Origin of the sequence: Pelagibacterium halotolerans, from assembly GCF_044811015.1 — a bacterium.
GTDB classification, from domain to species: domain Bacteria; phylum Pseudomonadota; class Alphaproteobacteria; order Rhizobiales; family Devosiaceae; genus Pelagibacterium; species Pelagibacterium halotolerans_A.
In genome coordinates this window covers 1,153,185-1,171,503 of the sequence record NZ_CP085243.1, presented here as the reverse complement: position 1 = coordinate 1,171,503, position 18,319 = coordinate 1,153,185, and the positions used below count along the sequence as shown (strand labels likewise).

Genomic DNA, 18,319 nt, shown 5'->3' with positions numbered 1-18,319 from the left:
GGAGCCGTCCGGCACAAAAGCGTATGGTATGGCTGGTTACATCCAGCCGCGTTCTTCATAGTAGCGCACCGCACCGTCATGCAGCGGCGCGGACAGACCGTCGGAGATCATTTCCTCCTCCACGAGGCCTGCGAACGCAGGATGCAGTCCCTTGAAGTCCTCGAAATTGTCGAAGACGGCCTTGACCACGGCGTAGACGGCATCTTCAGGCACAGTCGCCGAGGTGACGAGCGTAGCGCCGACACCCCAGGTCGTGACGTCCTCGTCCTGGCCTTCATAGGTGCCCGCCGGAATCGTCGCGATCCGGTAGTAAGGGTTGTCCGCGACGAGTTGGTCGATCACTTCGTGCTCGACATTCACCAACTGGGCACCGCAGGTCGTCACCGCTTCGGTGATGTTGGCGCTCGGATGGCCGACCACATAGACATAGGCGTCGATCTGTCCGTCGCACAACGCTGCCGGCATCTGGGCGGCGGCGAGTTCGGCGGCCACGGCGAAGTCGTCCATGGTCCAGCCCAGTTCGCCCATCAGCAATTCCATGGTGCCGCGTTGGCCGGAGCCGGGATTGCCGACATTGACGCGCTTGCCCTGGAGGTCTTCGAGGGACTCGATCCCGCTGTCGGGGTGAACAACGAGCGTGAAGGGCTCGGGATGGATCGAGAATACGGCCCTGAGATCTTCATTGGGTCCGGCATCCTCGAAATTCTCCGATGTGCCGTTATAGGCGTGATATTGCCAGTCCGACTGCACGACACCGAAATCGAGTTCACCGGCACGGATGGTGTTGAGGTTGTAGACCGATCCGCCGGTCGATTCCGCCGAGCAACGATAACCGTGTTCGGCGCGATCGCGGTTGACCAACCGGCAGACTGAGCCGCCGGTCGGATAATAGACTCCGGTCACGCCGCCGGTCCCGATCGTAATAAACTGCTGCTGCGCGGATGCGCCAAAGGACATGCCGCCAGCCATGATGGCTATGGCGGTCCCGATAGCAATTTTGTTCATGATCGTTTCTCCCTTTGAGATCAGTTGTATTTCCAACTGCACCAAGATCAACGCACAGCAATTCCATCTCGTCAACCGCGGAGCTGAACCATCCTAGAAGTTGTTTGCGCTTTTTCGCGTAATTATGGCAACGACTTATCCCCTCGCTCCCATGTGAATCGCGCGTGTACGGTTTGAGTGGCAAACTGGTATGATGAAAATCCTGGGAGCGTTGATCGCCCTCGTGACAGCTTTTGCCGCGGGTGCCGCCAATGCGGATCCGGCGCAACGGCGCGGCATGGGCTGGACGACCGATTTTTCCAGTGCTGAGGTAAATCTCGACGAGATCGTTTCCGGCGCCTGCCTAAAGACGGCATTCCTGCCATCGCCGTCCTGGTGTTCAGACCGGTGTCCCGGGTCGGCGATATCGGTCCTAACGAGTCTGTCATCCAGCTTGAATTTGATGGTATCGCACACGCCTATCCGCTACGGGTTCTGACTTGGCACGAAATTGTCAACATGGGCTTTGAAAGACAGGAGAGCCGCACGCCGATATCGAACACAGCACCCATGATGATCTCATGTCCAATAGTCAGCCAAACATCACCACGACCTCAACGCTGACCTGTCCGTCCTGTGGACACAAGGCAACTGAGGCTATGCCCTCGGACGCCTGCACTCACTTCTACGAGTGCGCCGCGTGCGGTACTGTTTTGACATCTCAAACGGGGGATTGCTGTGTGTTCTGTTCCTATGGCGACGTGCCGTGCCCGCCAGTCCAGCAGGTACAGCGCAAGCAGTAGGTACTGGATATCGGCCAGACGCGATCGCGAGGCCGAGTACCGACGGTTTGAAATGCGGGTGGAAGGTGGGCGTTTGTGGATAGACTGCTGATCATGGTTGCGCCCAATGGCGCGCGGCGCACCAAGCGCGATCATCCGCGTATTCCGCTGACCGCCCGGGACATTGGCATCGCGGCTCGGGAATGCATGCTGGCGGGCGCTGCGGCCATCCATGCCCATGTGCGCGACGCATCCGGTGTCCATTCGCTCGACGCCGGACTCTACCGCGACGCCATCGGCCAAATCCGCGAGCAATGCGGTGACGGGATGGTCATTCAGGTAACTACCGAGGCGGCGGGATTATTTGCGCCTGAAGAGCAGGCTGCCGCCGTTCGTGCTCTACGGCCTACCGCTATCTCGTTGTCGGTCCGGGAGATTCTTCGCGGCGGCGAAGCGTTCGCATTGGCGTTCTTGCGCTGGGCAGCGGGTGAGGGGATCGCAATCCAGTTCATTCTTTACGATGGGGCCGATATCGATACCCTCGCGGACTGGCGTGCCCGTAAGGTGCTCTCGCCAGCCACGCCGCCGCGTCTTATTCTCGTAGCGGGTCGGTATGGCGAGGCTGAGGGTTCAACCTTCGACCACTTTATGGACCTCTACAGCCGTCTTTCCGCTCGCGGTCTCGATCGCGATGCCGTTTGGATGACATGCGCCTTTGGCCGCGGCGAAATGGCTTGCCTTGAGGAAACGATCAAACTCGGTGGTCACGTCCGGGTCGGCTTCGAGAATGCAATCGTCGACGAACATGGCCGCCTCGCACGCGACAATGCCGAGCGCGTATCCATGGTTGCCGAACTGGCGAAACGGGCGGGGCGCGATCTGGCAACAGCAGACGACGCAAAACGCATCCTTTGTGTGATGTAGTCGCGCAGTTGACCATCGTTACCCAAATTCGCGCACCTTCGACCCAAGCTATCACCGCGCTGGAATGAAGAGCGCTTGTGACGCATCTTGCTGGTTCCGACCGTCAGTCGCGGCCTACAGCTATCGTTCCATCGCGACGTACGCGGTAGGCGTGCGGATGCAGACCGACTTTACGGCGAAAGAGGCGACGAAAGAAACTCTCGCCTTCATAAGCGCTCGCGGCCACACTGTTCTGCACGGTGTCCATCACCTGACACAGCCACCGGACGCCAGACGCGCCACCTCGTCGCTGTTCGGCCTGAACGCGACAGCCTCGCCGGCATCGCCGCTACCGCTCATCCTGACGATCCGGTCGAGATATTCCCGTGTGTGAAACCGCAGCAATTTCTGATCCGGCCGGGCGGGTCGCCAGCAGCGCGAGTTCGGCAAGCAGATCGCTGGCCTCAGTGTCAAACCGGAACTCGCTCCGCAAGAAAATTAATAAATCCTGAGCTTAAGCGGTCAAATGGCATCCAACTTCTTGTGAGTTTTGCTCTCTCGCATGTAGGGGGGCGGGCTTGACATTTGGGTGGTGAACTTCGCCCAGGCTCTCGTGAACTGAATCTCGCCTAGGCTCAGGACCTATTAATTTCGTTTGAGATGTGATTCACGGCTTCCAACAGGAGGCCTTGATGGGTGATTTGTTTTTGCTGAGCGAGCGCCAGATGGCGCGGATATCTCCGTTCTTTCCGCTGTCGCATGGGGTGCCGCGGGTCGATGACCGACGGGTTGTGAGCGGCATCGTCTATGTGATCCGCAACGGTTTGCAGTGGAAGGATGCGCCGGCCGGCTACGGGCCGCACAAGACGCTCTACAACCGTTTCATCCGCTGGAGCCGGATGGGTGTCTTCGACCGCATCTTCGCCGGGCTCGCCGGCAAAGGGCCAAAACCCGAGCGCATCATGATCGACGCGACGCATCTCAAGGCTCACCGCACCGCGGCGAGCCTGCTCAAAAAGGGGCTGTTCCCCGTCGCATCGGGCGAACAAAGGGCGGACTGAACTCGAAGCTCCACACCGTTTGCGACGGTGAAGGTCGGCCGATCATCCTGCTCCTGTCGGAAGGCCAGATGAGCGATCACACGGGCGCCCGCCTCGTGCTCGACGCCTTGCCGCCGGCCTCCCATCTGATCGCCGATCGCGGCTACGACAGCGCCTGGTTCCGCCAGGAACTTCAAGCACGAGGCATCGAGCCCTGTATTCCCTCGAGCCGCAACCGCAAGGTCCCGTATGACTACAACAAGGCGCTCTACCGTCAGCGCCACAAGGTCGAGAACCTTTTCGCAAAGCTCAAGGACTGGAGGCGCATCGCAACCCGCTACGACCGATGCGCCCACACCTTCTTCTCGGCCATCTGCATCGCAGCAGCCGTCATCTTCTGGCTCTGATCAATGAGTCCTGAGCCTAGGCTCAGGACCTATTAATTTCGTTTGAGATGTGATTCACGGCTTCCAACAGGAGGCCTTGATGGGTGATTTGTTTTTGCTGAGCGAGCGCCAGATGGCGCGGATATCTCCGTTCTTTCCGCTGTCGCATGGGGTGCCGCGGGTCGATGACCGACGGGTTGTGAGCGGCATCGTCTATGTGATCCGCAACGGTTTGCAGTGGAAGGATGCGCCGGCCGGCTACGGGCCGCACAAGACGCTCTACAACCGTTTCATCCGCTGGAGCCGGATGGGTGTCTTCGACCGCATCTTCGCCGGGCTCGCCGGCAAAGGGCCAAAACCCGAGCGCATCATGATCGACGCGACGCATCTCAAGGCTCACCGCACCGCGGCGAGCCTGCTCAAAAAGGGGCTGTTCCCCGTCGCATCGGGCGAACAAAGGGCGGACTGAACTCGAAGCTCCACACCGTTTGCGACGGTGAAGGTCGGCCGATCATCCTGCTCCTGTCGGAAGGCCAGATGAGCGATCACACGGGCGCCCGCCTCGTGCTCGACGCCTTGCCGCCGGCCTCCCATCTGATCGCCGATCGCGGCTACGACAGCGCCTGGTTCCGCCAGGAACTTCAAGCACGAGGCATCGAGCCCTGTATTCCCTCGAGCCGCAACCGCAAGGTCCCGTATGACTACAACAAGGCGCTCTACCGTCAGCGCCACAAGGTCGAGAACCTTTTCGCAAAGCTCAAGGACTGGAGGCGCATCGCAACCCGCTACGACCGATGCGCCCACACCTTCTTCTCGGCCATCTGCATCGCAGCAGCCGTCATCTTCTGGCTCTGATCAATGAGTCCTGAGCCTAGGTTCAGCGCGTTTCGCAACATCAGGCGAGGGCGGGTCGCCGACGAAATTGTTGGTACGGTGAAGACCGCCGGATGCAGCGTCCGAAAAAGCCATTCGACGATGAGTTTGAACGGCTGGGCGAGAGCCGCATCCCTTCACTTTGCGTCGGACGCATCCGGTTGATGTTGCACGCCACCGAGATGTTGCCGCTACAGCGCCTGAGCGCCGCATGGCAAATGGACTTTCCATTCTCCAACGGGAATTTCATGATTTCATGGAAATTACCATTGAATTTCTGATTTGGTGAAACCAACAATGCGAGATGCCCTGGCATCGCCCCATAATTCTCGATCCTAAATTGTTATGAACTATAACTTTTTATGACGCTCCGTAGCGGGCGGCGTTTCTGGCACGGGCTTTGCAATCCATAACCTCAAGTCCGCGGAGGAGCGGGCGAGAAACGGAGGAGCCGTCAGTCGGCAAAACCAGCGTGGTGCCGTTGAAGATACCTTTGGCATCGGGGGGATCGGTTCGTCTGATGCGCTGACAAAGCAAAAGGCCAGGAGGGGAGATATGAATATTCAAGGGAACGGGTTCCACGCAGTTAGGCGCTGATCGGACAAGGCGTTCGTTAGCGAAGAGGCCCCGTAAGCCGGAGCTCATTCATATTGGCTCGCGGGAAATCCTGCGTGACGACGCCACGGTTATCGTCGAGCGCATCAAGGCCGCCGGCGGAAACGCCGAGTTCAAGGTCTGGGACGGGACTGTTCATTCCCGGTAGCTCTTCGCGCCCATGCTCGAGGAAGGCATGGCGTCGATCCGGGAGGCGGGCAGCGTCGCAAAATCGCGCTGTATCAGACTTTCATTCGACCGGTTGGGAGGTCGGTCGAAATTTTCAACATCGGGAGGAAAACATGATCCAGAAGACATCGAACAGCATGCAAGGCGGGATGACGCGCCGCCGTTTCATAAAGACTGCGGGTATTGCTGCAGCAGGGGCCATCACCGTGCCAGCGATGGTCCGGCCGGCCCTCGCACAGGGCGACGACGTTATCAGGATCGGGTTTATCGGCCCGCGTTCCGGTCCGTTGAGCCCCTTCGGGGAAGGCGATGCGGTTCTGATCGAGCAGTTCAATATGCATATGGCCGAAGGCGTTCAGGCCGGCGAAAAGCGCTATGGCATTCAACTCGTTCTCGGTGATACGCAGTCCGATCCGGTCCGAGCGAGCCAGGTCGCCAAGGACATGATCAACGCCGAGCAGATCGACATGATGCTCACCTCATCGACCCCGGAAACCGTAAATCCGGTTGCCGATACCTGCGAGGCCGCCGGCGTGCCGTGCCTGTCGACGACGGCCCCGTGGGAGAGCTTCTATTTCGGCCGTGGCGCAAAACCCGGCGAACCCTCGCCCTTCCGGTGGACCTACCATTTCTGCTTCGGTGTCGGGAACTTCGCGACGCTCTATGCGGACCAGTGGAGTAAAGTCGAGACCAATAAAAAGGTCGGCGTTCTCCTGCCCAACGACGCCGACGGCAATGCCATTCGGGGCCTGCTGCTGCCCGAGCTTGAGAATGCGGGATACACCATCGTAGATCCCGGTCCGTACGAGAACGGCGCTGCAGATTTCACGCCGCAGATCAATCTCTACCGTCAGGAAGGTTGTGAGATCTTCAACACCTTCCCATTCCCGCCGGACTTTCCGGTTTTCTGGCGGCAGGCGGCCCAGAAGGGTTTCGCCCAGCAGGCAAAGATCGTGCAATTGGCCAAAGCGGGGCTGTTCGCGTCCGAGCTTGAGGCGCTGGGTGGACTTGGATACGGGCTTCACGCAGGCGCCTACTGGCATAAGGACTTTCCCTTCGCTTCGCCCTCGACCGGGCTGGACTGTGCGAGCCTGGCCGCCGGCTACGAGGCAAAGGTCGGCAAGCAGTGGAACCAGCAGGTCGGTGCAAACGCGTCGCTCCTGGATGCGGCTGTTGCTGCGCTGGCCGCGTCTGGCAACCCCAAGGACAAGGCGGCGCTGGCCGATGCGCTTTCGACGCTAAAGGCCGACACAGCGGTCGGCACTGTCGACTTCACGACGGGACCGGTGCCCAACTGCGCGACCACGGGGCTTGTCGGCGTCCAATGGGTCAAGGCCGAGGAGGGCCCATGGGAGTTTGCGCTCAACATCGTCTCGAATGCCGATCATCCGGCGGTGCCCCTGACCGGCGAGATGACGCCCTATACGTTGCAAGGTTAACCCTATGCCCGAAGCGTTACCGGTGACCAACCCCGTTCTTCACGGGGTTGGGATCGACAAGAATTTCGGCGCCTTCCGCGTGCTCAAGGCGGTGGACTTTCGCGTGAATACCGGCGAGGCGGTTGGCATCGTCGGTCCAAACGGCGCGGGAAAGACGACGCTTTTCGGCGTGTTGGCGGGAGCTTTCCCGCCAACCGCAGGTTCTGTCGCCTTTGAGGAGCACGACATCACCGATTGGACCGCCGCGCGCCGCAGCCGTCACGGCCTTGCCCGTACCCACCAGATTCCGCGCCCCTTTCTCGGGATGACGGTGTTCGAGAACGTCTTGACGGGCGCCAATAATGGCGGCGGGCTCACGGGAAGAGAGGCGGGTGATTGCGCTGCCGAAGCGCTTGAACGAACGCAGTTGCTCGATCACGCCAACCGCCCTGCCGCCGCGCTCGGCCTGCTCGACCGCAAGCGGCTCGAGCTTGCACGGGCCCTCGCAACACGTCCGCGCGTCATCCTTCTCGATGAAATCGGCGGCGGGCTCACCGAGGCTGAACTGCACCGCCTCGTGAACCTGATCGCCGGGCTCAAGGCCGGCGGACTGACGATTGTCTGGATCGAGCACATTCTCCACGCGCTCCTCAAGATCATCGACCGGCTCGTGTGCATGAGCGCGGGTGAAGTGATTGCCCAGGGCGAGCCACGGCAGGTGATGGCCGATGCGGATGTGCGGCGGGCGTATTTGGGGAGCGGGGTCGAATGACCATTCTCGAGATTGAAAACCTCATTGCACGACACGGTTTGCTGACCGCCGTGCAGGAGGTGTCGCTAACGGTAGGGCGCGGCGAGGTGCTCGGTGTGGTCGGTGCGAACGGCGCGGGCAAGACCACGCTCTTTCGGACCATATCGGGTGTGCATCCCATGACATCCGGCACAATTGCGCTCGAGGGCCAAAGCATTGCCGGGCTGACGGCGTCCAGGCGCGTAGCCGCTGGCATCGCCATGGTTCCTGAAGGACGCCGCTTGTTTTCCGATATGACCGTCAGGGAAAACCTCCAGGTCGCCGGAGAGAATGGTCGGATAGGTTCCTGGAACCTCGATAGCGTGCTCGGGGCCTTTCCGGCGCTCAAGCCGCTCCTTCGCGTTCCTGCTGGCGGGCTTTCAGGCGGGCAACGGCAATCTGTCGCCATCGGCCGGGCGCTGATGAGCAATCCGCTCGTGCTTCTTCTTGATGAGGTGTCTCTGGGGTTGTCTCCGGTCGCCGTGGAGGAACTGTACCAATCGCTAGGCGCGCTCAAGAGCGCGAGAGAAACCACCATGATCGTCGTTGAGCAGGACCTGGACCGCGCGATGGCGTTCTCGGACCGGATCGTCTGCATGCTTGAAGGGCGGGTCGCGCTAGAGGGCGCGCCTTCCGCGCTGGGAAAGTCGGCGATCACGGACGCCTATTTCGGTCTTGGCAGGGAGATGGCCGATGCTTGATGCGTTCATTCAGGGCATATTGCTTGGCGGCTACTATGCGATCCTCGCCGCAGGGCTCTCGCTGATGTTCGGTGTCGTCCGGTTCATCAACCTCGCGCACGGAGATCTGGCAATCTTCGGCGCTTATCTGGTTTTGTTCGCGGTCGAGATTCTCGGTATTTCCCCTTGGGTAGCGCTCATAGGCGTGTTGCCGGCCATGGCGGCGCTGGGCTGGATACTACAGGCCGGTCTGTTCGCGCGCACCGCGCGCGGCGGCGTCTTGCTCCCGCTTCTGACCACGTTTGGGCTCGGGGCCATGTTGCAGAACGGCATGTTCGGCCTGTTCGGTCCCGATACACAGTCTTTGGGCAACCACATCGGAAGCCTGTCCTGGGCCAGCTGGCAACTGCCCTTCGGCATTTCCGTGGGCAAACTGCCCGTTATCACCTTTGGCGTCGCGGTGGCGGTACTCGTCGCCCTTCAGCTCACGCTGAGCTTCACCAAGCTGGGGCGGGCCATCCGCGCGACCTCGAGCGATCCTGAAGCGGCCGAACTTTGCGGCATCGACGCCCGTTTCGTGCATCGCGCTGCCGCCGCCATCGCGCTCGCGCTTGCGGGTCTTGCCGGTGCGTTCCTCGCCATGCGCGCGCTCATCACTCCCTACGCAGGGCCGGCACAACTCATTTTTGCGTTCGAGGCCGTAGTGATCGGGGGTATCGGCTCACTTTGGGGAACGCTTGTCGGCGGAATCGTGCTGGGCGTGGCGCAAAGCCTGGGTGCGACCGTTTCCGCGCAATGGTTTCAGCTTTCGGGACACCTTGTGTTTCTCGCCGTTCTGGCGAGCCGGTTGTTTCTGGCGCACGCGGCTAGACATGGCGGCTTGCGGGTGTCGCTCGGCGGAAGAGGTAGGAGCAGAACGGCGGCGAGGATGAGACTTGCCGAGCAATCGGGGGAAAGTCAGACATGAGTCATATGGGGGGATTTGTCGTCGATCGCTGGACGCGGGCAGGGCGAGTAACGGTCTTCGCAGCCACGCTGGCCTTGATTGCATTGGCATTCCTGCCGGCGCTTGCCAGCGGGCTGGTCATCGACAAGCTGACAACGCTCATCGTCTACATTCTTCTCGCCGTGATGTGGAATTTGCTGGCGGGCTATGCAGGTCTGGTTTCCGTCGGCCAGCAGGCGTTTTTCGGCATCGGAGCCTATTTCGCGCTACGGCTCGTGGAAGCCGGGATGAGCCCGTATCCCGCCTTTTTCGTTGGCGCCGGCGGTGCCGCATTGATCGCGGTCCCCATCTCGATTTTTGTACTGCGTCTCAAGGGGGGCGAATTCGCCATCGCGATGTGGGTCGTCGCGGAAGTCTTGCGTATTGGCGTGATGTCCGACCCCCTTGTACAAGGGGAAACCGGAACGTCGCTTCTGGCGCTCAACGTGTTTGATCCGGACACTCGGCGCAATCTCAACTATTGGATGGGCCTGGGTTTGCTCGCGACCGTCCTCTCGGCGACCTTCTGGCTGTTGCGCAGCCGCATTGGCGCGGCCGCCCAGGCGATCCGGGATGACGAGGACGCTGCGGCGTCCATCGGGATCGATGTGATGCGCGTAAAGCGGATCATTTTCGTGCTTGCGGCGTTCGGTTGCGCGTTGGCCGGCGTGATCTGGTTGGCCACCTCCATCACCTTCCAGCCACGCACGAATTTCGGCATCCAGTGGACCGTTTTCATGCTTTTTATGGTTCTTGTCGGTGGACTGAGAACTTATGAAGGACCAATCCTCGGGGCAGTCGTTTTCTTCCTCCTGCAGGAGTTTTTTGGAGACTTTGGCGCCTGGTACCTGGCGGGCCTCGGTGCCGTTGCCGTGGCATTCGCCCTTTTTCTTCCCGATGGGCTATGGGGAACATTGAGCCGCAAAACCAGCATAGAGCTTCTGCCCACAAGAGCCAAACTTAGAGCCGACGGTGATCCCGGTGGGGTTGCCTAGAGTTTTTTGAGGCAAGTCGGGCGTTTGCGATGTCGTATGCGCATTCGGTCGATTGGATGATCTCAACGAGGTGGCCGAAGTGGGCGTGTTAAGTATTGCGCATCTCCCTCGCGCCTCGTGAGCAGAAAACCGTCAATGCATTAGAATATCTCGAAGACTTATTGGCGAATTAATTGTTCGTAACTTGCATGCTATTCAGTAATAATAGCGAGGAATAGGATAAGTCTAGCGTATCTGTATATATGTTCTGATGTTTCGCCATCTATGGTAACGACCGGTCCGAAGGAATGCAAAAGTTTGTGCCCATTTCGAGTCGAATATATTTAACGCGCATACTTCCCTTTGGTAGACCAGGTTGAAGCGGCAGAAATTCTACGGATAACCTGTCGAACCATCCCCTCGTTGGTCTCTTTACATTCCCAATGCACATAATCGTTGGCTTTGATTGCATCGATATCGATCTCACCCCCCAGCCAGATCGATCGGTCGCAGCTCAAGGTGTCCATCGACTGGAAGGTAGGGATCCCGACATTGGGGTGCCTGAGTGTAGGGTTATCCTGTTCGGTGCGCACCTCGGCGATATCGATGTGGAAGTAGCCGACCGGATAGCTTTTGAACTTTTTCTTCGAAGGCTGGTCGGCTTCGACTTCGGGCAGTCGGCCGATGCCGTGGCGCTGCAGGCAGCGGTGCAGTGACGAGCGTGTCAGATGCGGGATTGTCGGCTGTAGGGCAAAGAGGCAGTTGTCGAACGGCAACAGCGTATAGCGCCGGAAAGCGACGATAACCGCTTCTTCCACTTGGCGACGGTTTTCTGATTGATTCCGTACCGCTTCGAGAGCACCCTCAGGCTCTCTTGACTATGTTGTATCGCTCGACGGACCGCCGCTGTCGTCGTGGCGCTCCCATGGTGAACTTGGCCCATGGCGCATCCTTTGATTCGTAAGATAAGAATGCCCCATCAAAACCTGGGATCAAACATCCTAGCCTCTCGGCGCTTGGGCGATGAAATGCCACGGTGGCGCTTAAGTCACACGGCGGCGTAGCTTTTTGCTCAGGAAATCTTTTGCCAAAGAACATGATCGGCGGGTCGTCTGATCGTCTGCGAGATAGGCCGCGATTGCCGCGGCCAGAGTGCACCCTGTGCCGCGCAGGGTAACGGGCAGGCGGGGCGCGCTCAAGCGGTGTGGGGCAGGGCCGCCGAACAGCCAGTCGATGGCCTCGGCGCCCTCGCCGTGGCCACCCTTGATGAGAGCGAATTGCGCGCCATAGCTTTGTAGAACACGGGCCTGAGCTTCAACGTCCTGGGCGCATGCCGCCAAATCCGTGCCTGTCAGGATGGACGCCTCCGGCAGATTTGGCGTCACCACACGGCAGAGCGGTATCAATATATGCTTGAGTGCCTCAAGTCCGTCGTCGGAAAGCAATCTCCGACCGGAGGACGACGCAATTACGGGATCGATGACGACGGGGACCGGCCGATATTGCGCGAGCACCTTCGCGATCGCCGCCACGATTGCGCCATTGCCAAGCATGCCGATTTTGACGGCGCCGACCGGTCCGGTTTCGAAGGCGGCGATGAGTTGCCGGGCGACGAGCTGAGGGTCCATAAGCGTGATTGCTGCAACGGCACGATGGGTCTGCGCGGTGACGGCCGTCAGCACGGGCCGGGCCTCGCGGCCGAGCTCGGCGAGCGTGGCGACATCACGCGACAGACCCGCGCCACCGCTGGAATCGGACCCGCCGATGACGATCACATGCGACGTCATGCAGGGCCCGCTGCGATCAGCGCGAGGTCTTCATGTCCGGTCTGTCTGAGCGAAAGGGCTGCGTTCCAGGCGCGCAGCCCGCTGCGGCAGCACAGCACGACGCGACGGCCAGCGGCGTTGGACACCACATTGACGACTTGATCCGCTTGCGTCCTGAGGGCCTGCGGGGCAACGGGATCGGGCGCTTCGTTCGTACTGCGCAAATCGATAAGCAGGTCGTTGGGGCGGAGATCGGAGGCGGAAATGAATCGCAGGCCTTCAGCGGGCTCCCCGGCGTCGGTGAAGAAAAAGTTTGAGACCGATAGCCGCATGAGATCGACGCGGATCATGATCCCCAGCGGTGATGGCGCAATGCCCAGCAGGTAGTTCATCGCCATTTGCGCCTGCAAGCTGCCCAGAACGCCGACCGCCGGGCCGCTGACGCCGGCCGTCGCGCAATCGCCGGCGCTTCGCGGTAAATCGGGGAAGACCGCCCGCACGCTTGGGGCGCGGCCACCGCAATAGCCCCCCGCATAGCCGGTAAATCCGAGCACGGAGGCGGAGACCAGCGTTTGTCCGCTCGCCAGACAGTGGTCGGACAATGTGTAGGTTGCCGCAAAGCTATCGGCGGCATCGATGACGACATCCGCGCCATCGCACAGCGCCGCCGCGTTGGCGGGCTCGAGCCTTTCCGCGTGTGCCGTCACGCAAACATCGGGATTGTAGTGTGCGATCGCCGCTGCCGCGGCCTGCGCCTTGGGCTTGCCGATGTCTGCCATGCGAAAGAGCGGCTGCCGGTGGAGATTGCTCTCTTCGACGCTATCGGGGTCGATAATTGCAATCTGTCCGACGCCGGCACCGGCGAGATAACTCAAGACGGGGCTACCCAGGCCGCCCGCGCCCACCACGACCACGCGCGCGTCGCGCAGTTTCCGTTGCCCTGTTTCCCCGAATTCAGGCATGATCATCTGACGTGCATATCGGCTCATTTTCGCCTCTTGTGCGTTGCGTTCAGCCACTGACGGGTGCGCGCTCGGGGATTCGCGCTCAGGGTGATGTCGGTCACCACTGCCGCGCTGTCGGCTCCGGCCGCAAAGACGCCGGCCAGGCGCTCGGGATTGAGACCGCCTATCGCAACGAGGGGGCGTTTTCCGATCAGCGATTTCCATTCGGCGATTCTGGCCAGGCCCTGAGGCGCCCACGGCATCTTTTTGAGGATGGTGGGGTAAACCGGCCCCAACGCGACGTAGTCGGGATCATGGGATAGGGCGCGGTCGAGCTCGGCATGATCGTGCGTCGATAGCCCAAGGCGGAGCCCTGCCTTGCGGATTGCGGGTATATCCGCGGCGTCCAAATCGCCCTGACCGAGATGAACGAAGCCGCACTCCAGCGCGATCGCCGCGCGCCAGTGATCATTGACGATCAATTGGCAGCCATGGCGCGCGCAGAGTGTCTTGGCGCGCTGAATTTCTGCGCGCACCACGGCATCGGAATGGTCCTTGAGCCGCAGTTGCACGAGCTTCACGCCCAGCGGAAGCAGCCGTTCCATCCAGGCGGCGCTATCGACGATCAGGTAGAACGGGTCGAGCAGGTGTGTCATGCTAGGGCCTGTCATCAATTATGGATAGGGGTTTGACGCGCCATAGTCCGAGCGATTTTCGCGGAAAGTGCCGTGCCGTGGACTGATGTCCACAAGCGGGACTTTCCGCGAAAAGGGCCGGACTATGGCGCGCCCGAAGGGTTATGCATAAATCGCCCACTGCCGGCCCGTTTTCCGCAGAACGGGGGATAACCCCGCCCTCCGGAAAACGCTTGGTATTGAACGATTTATGCATAATCAAACCCCTATCCATAATTGATGACAGGTCCTAGGCTCGCCAAACCGAAAACAGGTGTCGACGGGCGCGCCATGTCGCGCGGTTCCATCGGGTCGGCGGCGCGGCCTGCCACGCCGGCTGCGATGGCGCTGGCAAAGGCTTTCGCCATGCCGACCGGATCGCCGGCGCGCGCGATGGCCGTGTTGAGCAGCACGGCATCAAAGCCCAGTTCCATCGCGTGCGCGGCATGTGAGGGCAGTCCGATCCCCGCGTCGACGATGAGTGGAACCTCGGCAAAATGAGCACGCAAGGTGCGCAGGCCGTAGATGTTGTTGAGGCCGAGTCCCGTGCCGATGGGTGCGCCCCATGGCATCAGCACCTTGCAGCCCGCCTCGAGCAAGCGTTCGGCAACCACGAGGTCTTCGGTTGTGTAGGGGAACACCTCGAACCCCTCGCTGCACAGGATCCGTGCTGCTTCCACCAGCGCCAACACGTCCGGACACAAGGTGTCGTTGTCGCCGATGACCTCGAGCTTGATCCAGGCAGTGCCGAACACCTCGCGTGCCATATGGGCCGTGGTCACGGCATCCTTCACGCTGTGGCAGCCGGCGGTATTGGGCAGTACGCGCACACCAAGCTCGGAAATCAGCCGCCAGAACGCCTGGCCGTGTTGGTTCCCGCCGGCTTCACGCCGGAGCGATACGGTTACGACTTCGGTTCCCGACGCCTTGACGGCCCCGGCAAGCACTGCCGGCGAGGGGTATTGGGCGGTCCCCAGCAGGAGCCGCGAAGCGATGTTCACGTCATAGAGCTGCATCGCTTCAACCGCCCTGCATCGGCGCAAGAACCTCAAGGCGGTCGTTGTCGCCGAGTGTCGTCGTGGCGCGCAGGGGCTTTGGCACGAACTCCCCGTTCAACGCGGTCGCGACGCGCCCATCGCCATAGCCGAGTTCCATAAGGACCGCTTCGAGGTGCAATGCCTCGACCTCACGCGGTTCTCCATTCACCACGATCTTCATCCATCATCTCCGGAATGTTGTCAGGGTTCGCAATCGCTTCCGCCGCCAAGCGCGCGCAGGCTGGCGCAAGCAGAAAGCCGTGACGGAACAGGCCGTTGACGTGCAGCGTCCCGCCGCGCCATCGAAGCCGTGGCAGGTTGTCGGGGAATGCGGGCCGCACATCCGCACCTGTTTCGATGATCTCGGCCTCGGCAAACGCCGGGTGGACGGCATAGGCGGCATTGAGGAGATCGACCATCCCGCGTGCCGTGATCCGGCGCCGGTCCTCGCTCTCGATCTGTGTTGCGCCGAGCATGTAGACGCCGTTGCCACGCGGAACGAGATAGGCCGGGACCCTTGGATGCAGCAGCCGAACCGGGCGCGAGATCGCGATATCGCGCGTCTTGAGGACGAGCATCTCGCCCTTGACACCGCGCAGATCCGGCAACTCGTCCCGCGCGCCGAAGCCTCTGGCATCGATGACGGTACTGTCCTGTGCTTGTGGCGCCTGTTCTGAGCCGTAGCGTATCGTCACGCCGCCAGCTTCGAGCTTGTGCGCAAGCACGGCCAGCGCCTGACGCGGATCGATATGCGCCTCGCGCGGAAAATAGAGAGCCTTTGCAAACTGCGCCGCCAGCTCGGGCTCGAGCGCACCGAGCGCGTCGCGTTCGAGCCATTGATGCTGTTCCGTCCGGCGCGCGAAACGGGCAAGTTCCCCGCCGTCGCGGGACGGGGCGACGACCAATGTGCCGCGCCGGGTGACCTCAACGCCTTGCGCCTGCCACCAGTCCGCTGCCTGCTGCCCGAGCCGGACCACAGGTTCCTCGGCGGTCTCACCTTCGCACCAGGGCGCGAGCATGCCGCCGGCATACCACGAGCACGATTGCGGACCCGGAGCGGGCCCGCGCTCGATCACCTCGACGGCAATTTGCCGCGCCATCAGCTCTGCCGCAACTGCCAGGCCGGCCACGCCGGCTCCGATCACGGTAACGCGCATGTTGGTCACTCTGCCGGGTCGACCGGCATGTAGAGATCGCCCGACTGGCGATATTTTTCCGCCATCCTTTCCATGCCGTCCCGCCGCGCCTCGTCGCGGATATCGTGCGAAATGCGCATAGAGCAGAATTTCGGACCGCACATGGAGCAGAAATGGGCGACCTTGTGCGCTTCCTTCGGCAGCGTCTCGTCATGAAAAGCCCGTGCGGTGTCGGGATCGAGCGAGAGGTTGAACTGGTCCTCCCAGCGGAATTCGAACCGTGCCCGGCTCAAGGCGTCGTCACGCATCCGCGCTGCCGGATGCCCTTTGGCCAGATCGGCGGCGTGGGCGGCGATCTTATAGGTGATGACCCCCGTCTTCACGTCGTCGCGGTCGGGCAGGCCCAGATGCTCCTTGGGGGTGACGTAGCAGAGCATCGCCGTGCCGAACCAACCGATCATCGCCGCGCCGATACCGGAGGTGATGTGGTCGTAGCCCGGCGCAATGTCGGTCGTGAGCGGGCCCAGCGTATAGAAGGGTGCCTCGCCGCATGTGGCGAGCTGCTTGTCCATGTTCTCCTTGATCTTGTGCATCGGTACGTGACCGGGGCCCTCGACCATCACCTGGCAATCCTTCTTCCAGGCAATTCGTGTCAGTTCCCCGAGGGTTTCGAGCTCGGCGAACTGCGCTGCGTCGTTGGCGTCGGCGATGGATCCGGGGCGCAGACCGTCCCCGAGTGAGAAGGCGACGTCATAGCTGCGGCAGATGTCACAGATCTCCTCGAAATGCTCGTAGAGAAAGCTCTCCTTGTGGTGATGCAGGCACCACTTCGCCATGATCGAGCCGCCGCGGGAGACAATGCCCGTCGTCCGCTCCGCGGTCAGTGGCACATAAGGCAGCCGCACCCCGGCATGGATGGTGAAATAATCCACCCCTTGTTCGGCCTGCTCGATCAGCGTGTCGCGGAACACCTCCCAGCTGAGGTCTTCGGCGATGCCGTTGACCTTTTCGAGTGCCTGGTAAATCGGCACCGTGCCGATCGGGACCGGCGAATTGCGGATGATCCACTCCCGGATATTGTGGATATTCCGGCCCGTGGACAGGTCCATCACCGTGTCGGCGCCCCACCGGATCGCCCACACCATCTTCTCGACTTCCTCGGCCATGGAGGAGGTAACGGCGGAATTGCCGATATTGGCGTTGATCTTCACGAGGAAATTGCGCCCGATGATCATCGGTTCGCTTTCGGGGTGATTGATGTTCGCTGGCAGCACGGCGCGGCCGCGGGCGATCTCGTCGCGCACGAACTCCGGCGTCACGTGGTCGGGAAGGGCCGCGCCCCAGCTCTCGCCGTCTCGCGCGCGCTGCTCCTTGAGCTGCTGGCGTCCGAGATTCTCGCGGATGGCCACGAACTCCATCTCCGGCGTGACAATGCCGGCGCGCGCATAGGCGAGCTGGGTCACGGCCTGACCGGGTTTGGCGCGGTAGGGCTGTTTGAGATTGGGGAATTCCGGGGTGAGCTTGGCCCCGCTTGTGAAGCCGTTGTCTTCGGGGCGCACGACGCGGCCCTCATAGGGTTCCACGTCGCCGCGCCCGGCGATCCACGTTTCCCGCAGGCGCGGCAGGCCCTCCTCGATTTCCGTCCTGACATCCGGATCGGTGTAGGGCCCGGAACTGTCATAGACCCGAACCGGCGGCTCGTCGGCGGTCGGATGCAAGGCGATCTCGCGCAAGGGCACACGGATATCCGGATGGCGCGTGCCGGCGATATGGATTTTGCGCGACGCGGGCAAAGGCCCTTCAGTGATCGTGGGCGTTATTGCGTTCATTTGGCTCTCCCTGACCAGTTGGAGATCCAATTCACGCGTGCGGTATGTGGAGATTCCTGCCGCGATCGCGGACGCGTGCATACACGACGCGCCCGTTGCGGTTCAACCGTCCCTCCGCCAGCGTTAACTGGATCAGGTTCAAAGGGTCGCCGCGCCGATGCCTTGCGCATCTATCGGCCTCTCAGCTCCTTGCCGGAGCTCCCCTGGCTATGCTCGAATTATTGGAACGGCTAAGCCGATCTGTCAACCTCGCGCCGTAGGCATCCGTTGCGCGTTCAGAAGCTGGGCGCTTGTCCTGGATTGCGTCGCAACTGCGCAACGCGAAGCTTTATTAA

The 18,319-nt window shown here is 61.4% G+C and carries 22 protein-coding genes, 1 pseudogene and 1 riboswitch; of the genes and pseudogenes, 12 read left to right on the top strand and 11 right to left on the bottom strand.

The annotated features are described in order from the left end of the window. Positions 1–36: 36 nt before the first annotated feature. Positions 37–1,005 carry a TAXI family TRAP transporter solute-binding subunit gene (locus tag LG281_RS05760; RefSeq protein ID WP_404405250.1) on the bottom strand — a complete coding sequence of 323 codons (969 nt, stop codon included), beginning with the start codon at positions 1,003–1,005 and terminating at the stop codon, positions 37–39. Between the two features lie 190 nt (positions 1,006–1,195). Here LG281_RS05760 and LG281_RS05755 point away from each other — a divergent pair, with 190 nt between their 5' ends. The 4 genes from LG281_RS05755 (at position 1,196) to LG281_RS05740 (ending at position 2,690) form a co-directional block, all read left to right on the top strand. Beyond that, entirely contained in the window at positions 1,196–1,483 is a 288-nt protein-coding gene (locus tag LG281_RS05755) for a hypothetical protein (protein ID WP_404406822.1), read from the top strand. After that, positions 1,381–1,608, top strand: a complete 228-nt coding sequence (locus LG281_RS05750) for a DUF3179 domain-containing (seleno)protein (protein ID WP_404405248.1) — start codon at positions 1,381–1,383, stop codon at positions 1,606–1,608. Before LG281_RS05755 ends, LG281_RS05750 begins: the two co-directional genes overlap by 103 nt. Further along, the gene (locus LG281_RS05745; protein ID WP_404405246.1) at positions 1,566–1,787 is read left to right on the top strand and encodes a GDCCVxC domain-containing (seleno)protein; all 222 of its coding nucleotides are present in this window, start codon (positions 1,566–1,568) and stop codon (positions 1,785–1,787) included. The genes LG281_RS05750 and LG281_RS05745 overlap by 43 nt, the downstream gene beginning before the upstream one ends. 75 nt (positions 1,788–1,862) lie before the next feature. Next, entirely contained in the window at positions 1,863–2,690 is an 828-nt protein-coding gene (locus LG281_RS05740; RefSeq protein WP_404405244.1) for a 3-keto-5-aminohexanoate cleavage protein, read from the top strand. A gap of 246 nt (positions 2,691–2,936) precedes the next feature. On the opposite strand, the gene LG281_RS05735 is transcribed toward LG281_RS05740, so the two are convergent. Next, on the bottom strand, positions 2,937–3,074 hold the full coding sequence (locus tag LG281_RS05735; protein WP_404405242.1) for a hypothetical protein: 138 nt from the start codon (positions 3,072–3,074) through the stop codon (positions 2,937–2,939). A gap of 287 nt (positions 3,075–3,361) precedes the next feature. On the opposite strand from LG281_RS05735, the gene LG281_RS05730 reads away from it, so the two are divergent. From LG281_RS05730 to LG281_RS05720, 3 genes are all read left to right on the top strand, one after another. Continuing rightward, positions 3,362–4,116 (top strand): IS5 family transposase gene (locus LG281_RS05730; protein WP_404400528.1). Its coding sequence is split into 2 segments (ribosomal slippage): positions 3,362–3,695 and positions 3,695–4,116, totalling 756 coding nucleotides; the frame shifts between segments, so codons are not numbered across the junction. 79 nt (positions 4,117–4,195) lie between these two features. Then, positions 4,196–4,950, top strand: a protein-coding gene (locus tag LG281_RS05725; protein WP_404400528.1) for an IS5 family transposase whose coding sequence is annotated in 2 segments (ribosomal slippage) — positions 4,196–4,529 and positions 4,529–4,950 — 756 coding nt in all. Because the reading frame shifts where the segments join, the coding sequence is not laid out codon by codon here. Between the two features lie 92 nt (positions 4,951–5,042). Beyond that, complete coding sequence (locus tag LG281_RS05720) at positions 5,043–5,249, top strand: hypothetical protein (RefSeq protein WP_404405240.1); 207 nt, start codon at positions 5,043–5,045, stop codon at positions 5,247–5,249. A gap of 332 nt (positions 5,250–5,581) precedes the next feature. Here LG281_RS05720 and LG281_RS05715 read toward each other — a convergent pair whose 3' ends face one another. Further along, entirely contained in the window at positions 5,582–5,722 is a 141-nt protein-coding gene (locus tag LG281_RS05715; protein WP_404405238.1) for a hypothetical protein, read from the bottom strand. Positions 5,723–5,864: 142 nt separating this feature from the next. On the opposite strand from LG281_RS05715, the gene LG281_RS05710 reads away from it, so the two are divergent. From LG281_RS05710 to LG281_RS05690, 5 genes are read left to right on the top strand one after another with little or no spacing between them, the layout of a single operon-like run. Further along, a complete protein-coding gene (locus LG281_RS05710) occupies positions 5,865–7,190 on the top strand; it encodes an ABC transporter substrate-binding protein (RefSeq protein WP_404405236.1) in 1,326 nt (441 codons plus the stop codon). Positions 7,191–7,194: 4 nt separating this feature from the next. Then, positions 7,195–7,941 (top strand): ABC transporter ATP-binding protein, encoded by a 747-nt coding sequence (locus LG281_RS05705; protein WP_404405234.1) that lies wholly within the window; start codon positions 7,195–7,197, stop codon positions 7,939–7,941. Beyond that, on the top strand, positions 7,938–8,660 hold the full coding sequence (locus LG281_RS05700; RefSeq protein WP_404405232.1) for an ABC transporter ATP-binding protein: 723 nt from the start codon (positions 7,938–7,940) through the stop codon (positions 8,658–8,660). Before LG281_RS05705 ends, LG281_RS05700 begins: the two co-directional genes overlap by 4 nt. Beyond that, on the top strand, positions 8,653–9,606 hold the full coding sequence (locus LG281_RS05695) for a branched-chain amino acid ABC transporter permease (RefSeq protein WP_404405230.1): 954 nt from the start codon (positions 8,653–8,655) through the stop codon (positions 9,604–9,606). Before LG281_RS05700 ends, LG281_RS05695 begins: the two co-directional genes overlap by 8 nt. Further along, positions 9,603–10,619, top strand: coding sequence for a branched-chain amino acid ABC transporter permease (locus tag LG281_RS05690; RefSeq protein WP_404405228.1), 1,017 nt, complete (start codon positions 9,603–9,605; stop codon positions 10,617–10,619). The genes LG281_RS05695 and LG281_RS05690 overlap by 4 nt, the downstream gene beginning before the upstream one ends. A 557-nt stretch (positions 10,620–11,176) precedes the next feature. Here LG281_RS05690 and LG281_RS05685 read toward each other — a convergent pair. The 8 genes and pseudogenes from LG281_RS05685 to thiC form a co-directional block, all read right to left on the bottom strand. Further along, positions 11,177–11,541, bottom strand: a pseudogene (locus LG281_RS05685) (IS481 family transposase); the annotation flags it as partial. Between the two features lie 100 nt (positions 11,542–11,641). Continuing rightward, positions 11,642–12,385 carry a bifunctional hydroxymethylpyrimidine kinase/phosphomethylpyrimidine kinase gene (gene thiD / locus LG281_RS05680; protein ID WP_404405226.1) on the bottom strand — a complete coding sequence of 248 codons (744 nt, stop codon included), beginning with the start codon at positions 12,383–12,385 and terminating at the stop codon, positions 11,642–11,644. Continuing rightward, complete coding sequence (locus tag LG281_RS05675; protein WP_404405224.1) at positions 12,382–13,353, bottom strand: ThiF family adenylyltransferase; 972 nt, start codon at positions 13,351–13,353, stop codon at positions 12,382–12,384. The genes thiD and LG281_RS05675 overlap by 4 nt, the downstream gene beginning before the upstream one ends. Beyond that, the gene (locus LG281_RS05670; RefSeq protein ID WP_404405222.1) at positions 13,350–13,964 is read right to left on the bottom strand and encodes a thiamine phosphate synthase; all 615 of its coding nucleotides are present in this window, start codon (positions 13,962–13,964) and stop codon (positions 13,350–13,352) included. Before LG281_RS05670 ends, LG281_RS05675 begins: the two co-directional genes overlap by 4 nt. Positions 13,965–14,209: 245 nt before the next feature. Beyond that, a complete protein-coding gene (locus LG281_RS05665; protein ID WP_404405220.1) occupies positions 14,210–14,998 on the bottom strand; it encodes a thiazole synthase in 789 nt (262 codons plus the stop codon). A gap of 4 nt (positions 14,999–15,002) precedes the next feature. After that, complete coding sequence (gene thiS, locus LG281_RS05660) at positions 15,003–15,200, bottom strand: sulfur carrier protein ThiS (RefSeq protein ID WP_404405218.1); 198 nt, start codon at positions 15,198–15,200, stop codon at positions 15,003–15,005. Further along, positions 15,169–16,176: a glycine oxidase ThiO gene (thiO, locus tag LG281_RS05655; protein WP_404405216.1), complete on the bottom strand. Its 1,008-nt coding sequence runs from the start codon at positions 16,174–16,176 to the stop codon at positions 15,169–15,171. The genes thiS and thiO overlap by 32 nt, the downstream gene beginning before the upstream one ends. Positions 16,177–16,181: 5 nt before the next feature. Further along, a complete protein-coding gene (gene thiC / locus LG281_RS05650; RefSeq protein WP_404405214.1) occupies positions 16,182–17,984 on the bottom strand; it encodes a phosphomethylpyrimidine synthase ThiC in 1,803 nt (600 codons plus the stop codon). Positions 17,985–18,075: 91 nt separating this feature from the next. Next, positions 18,076–18,199: riboswitch (TPP riboswitch) on the bottom strand. Positions 18,200–18,319 lie beyond the last annotated feature (120 nt).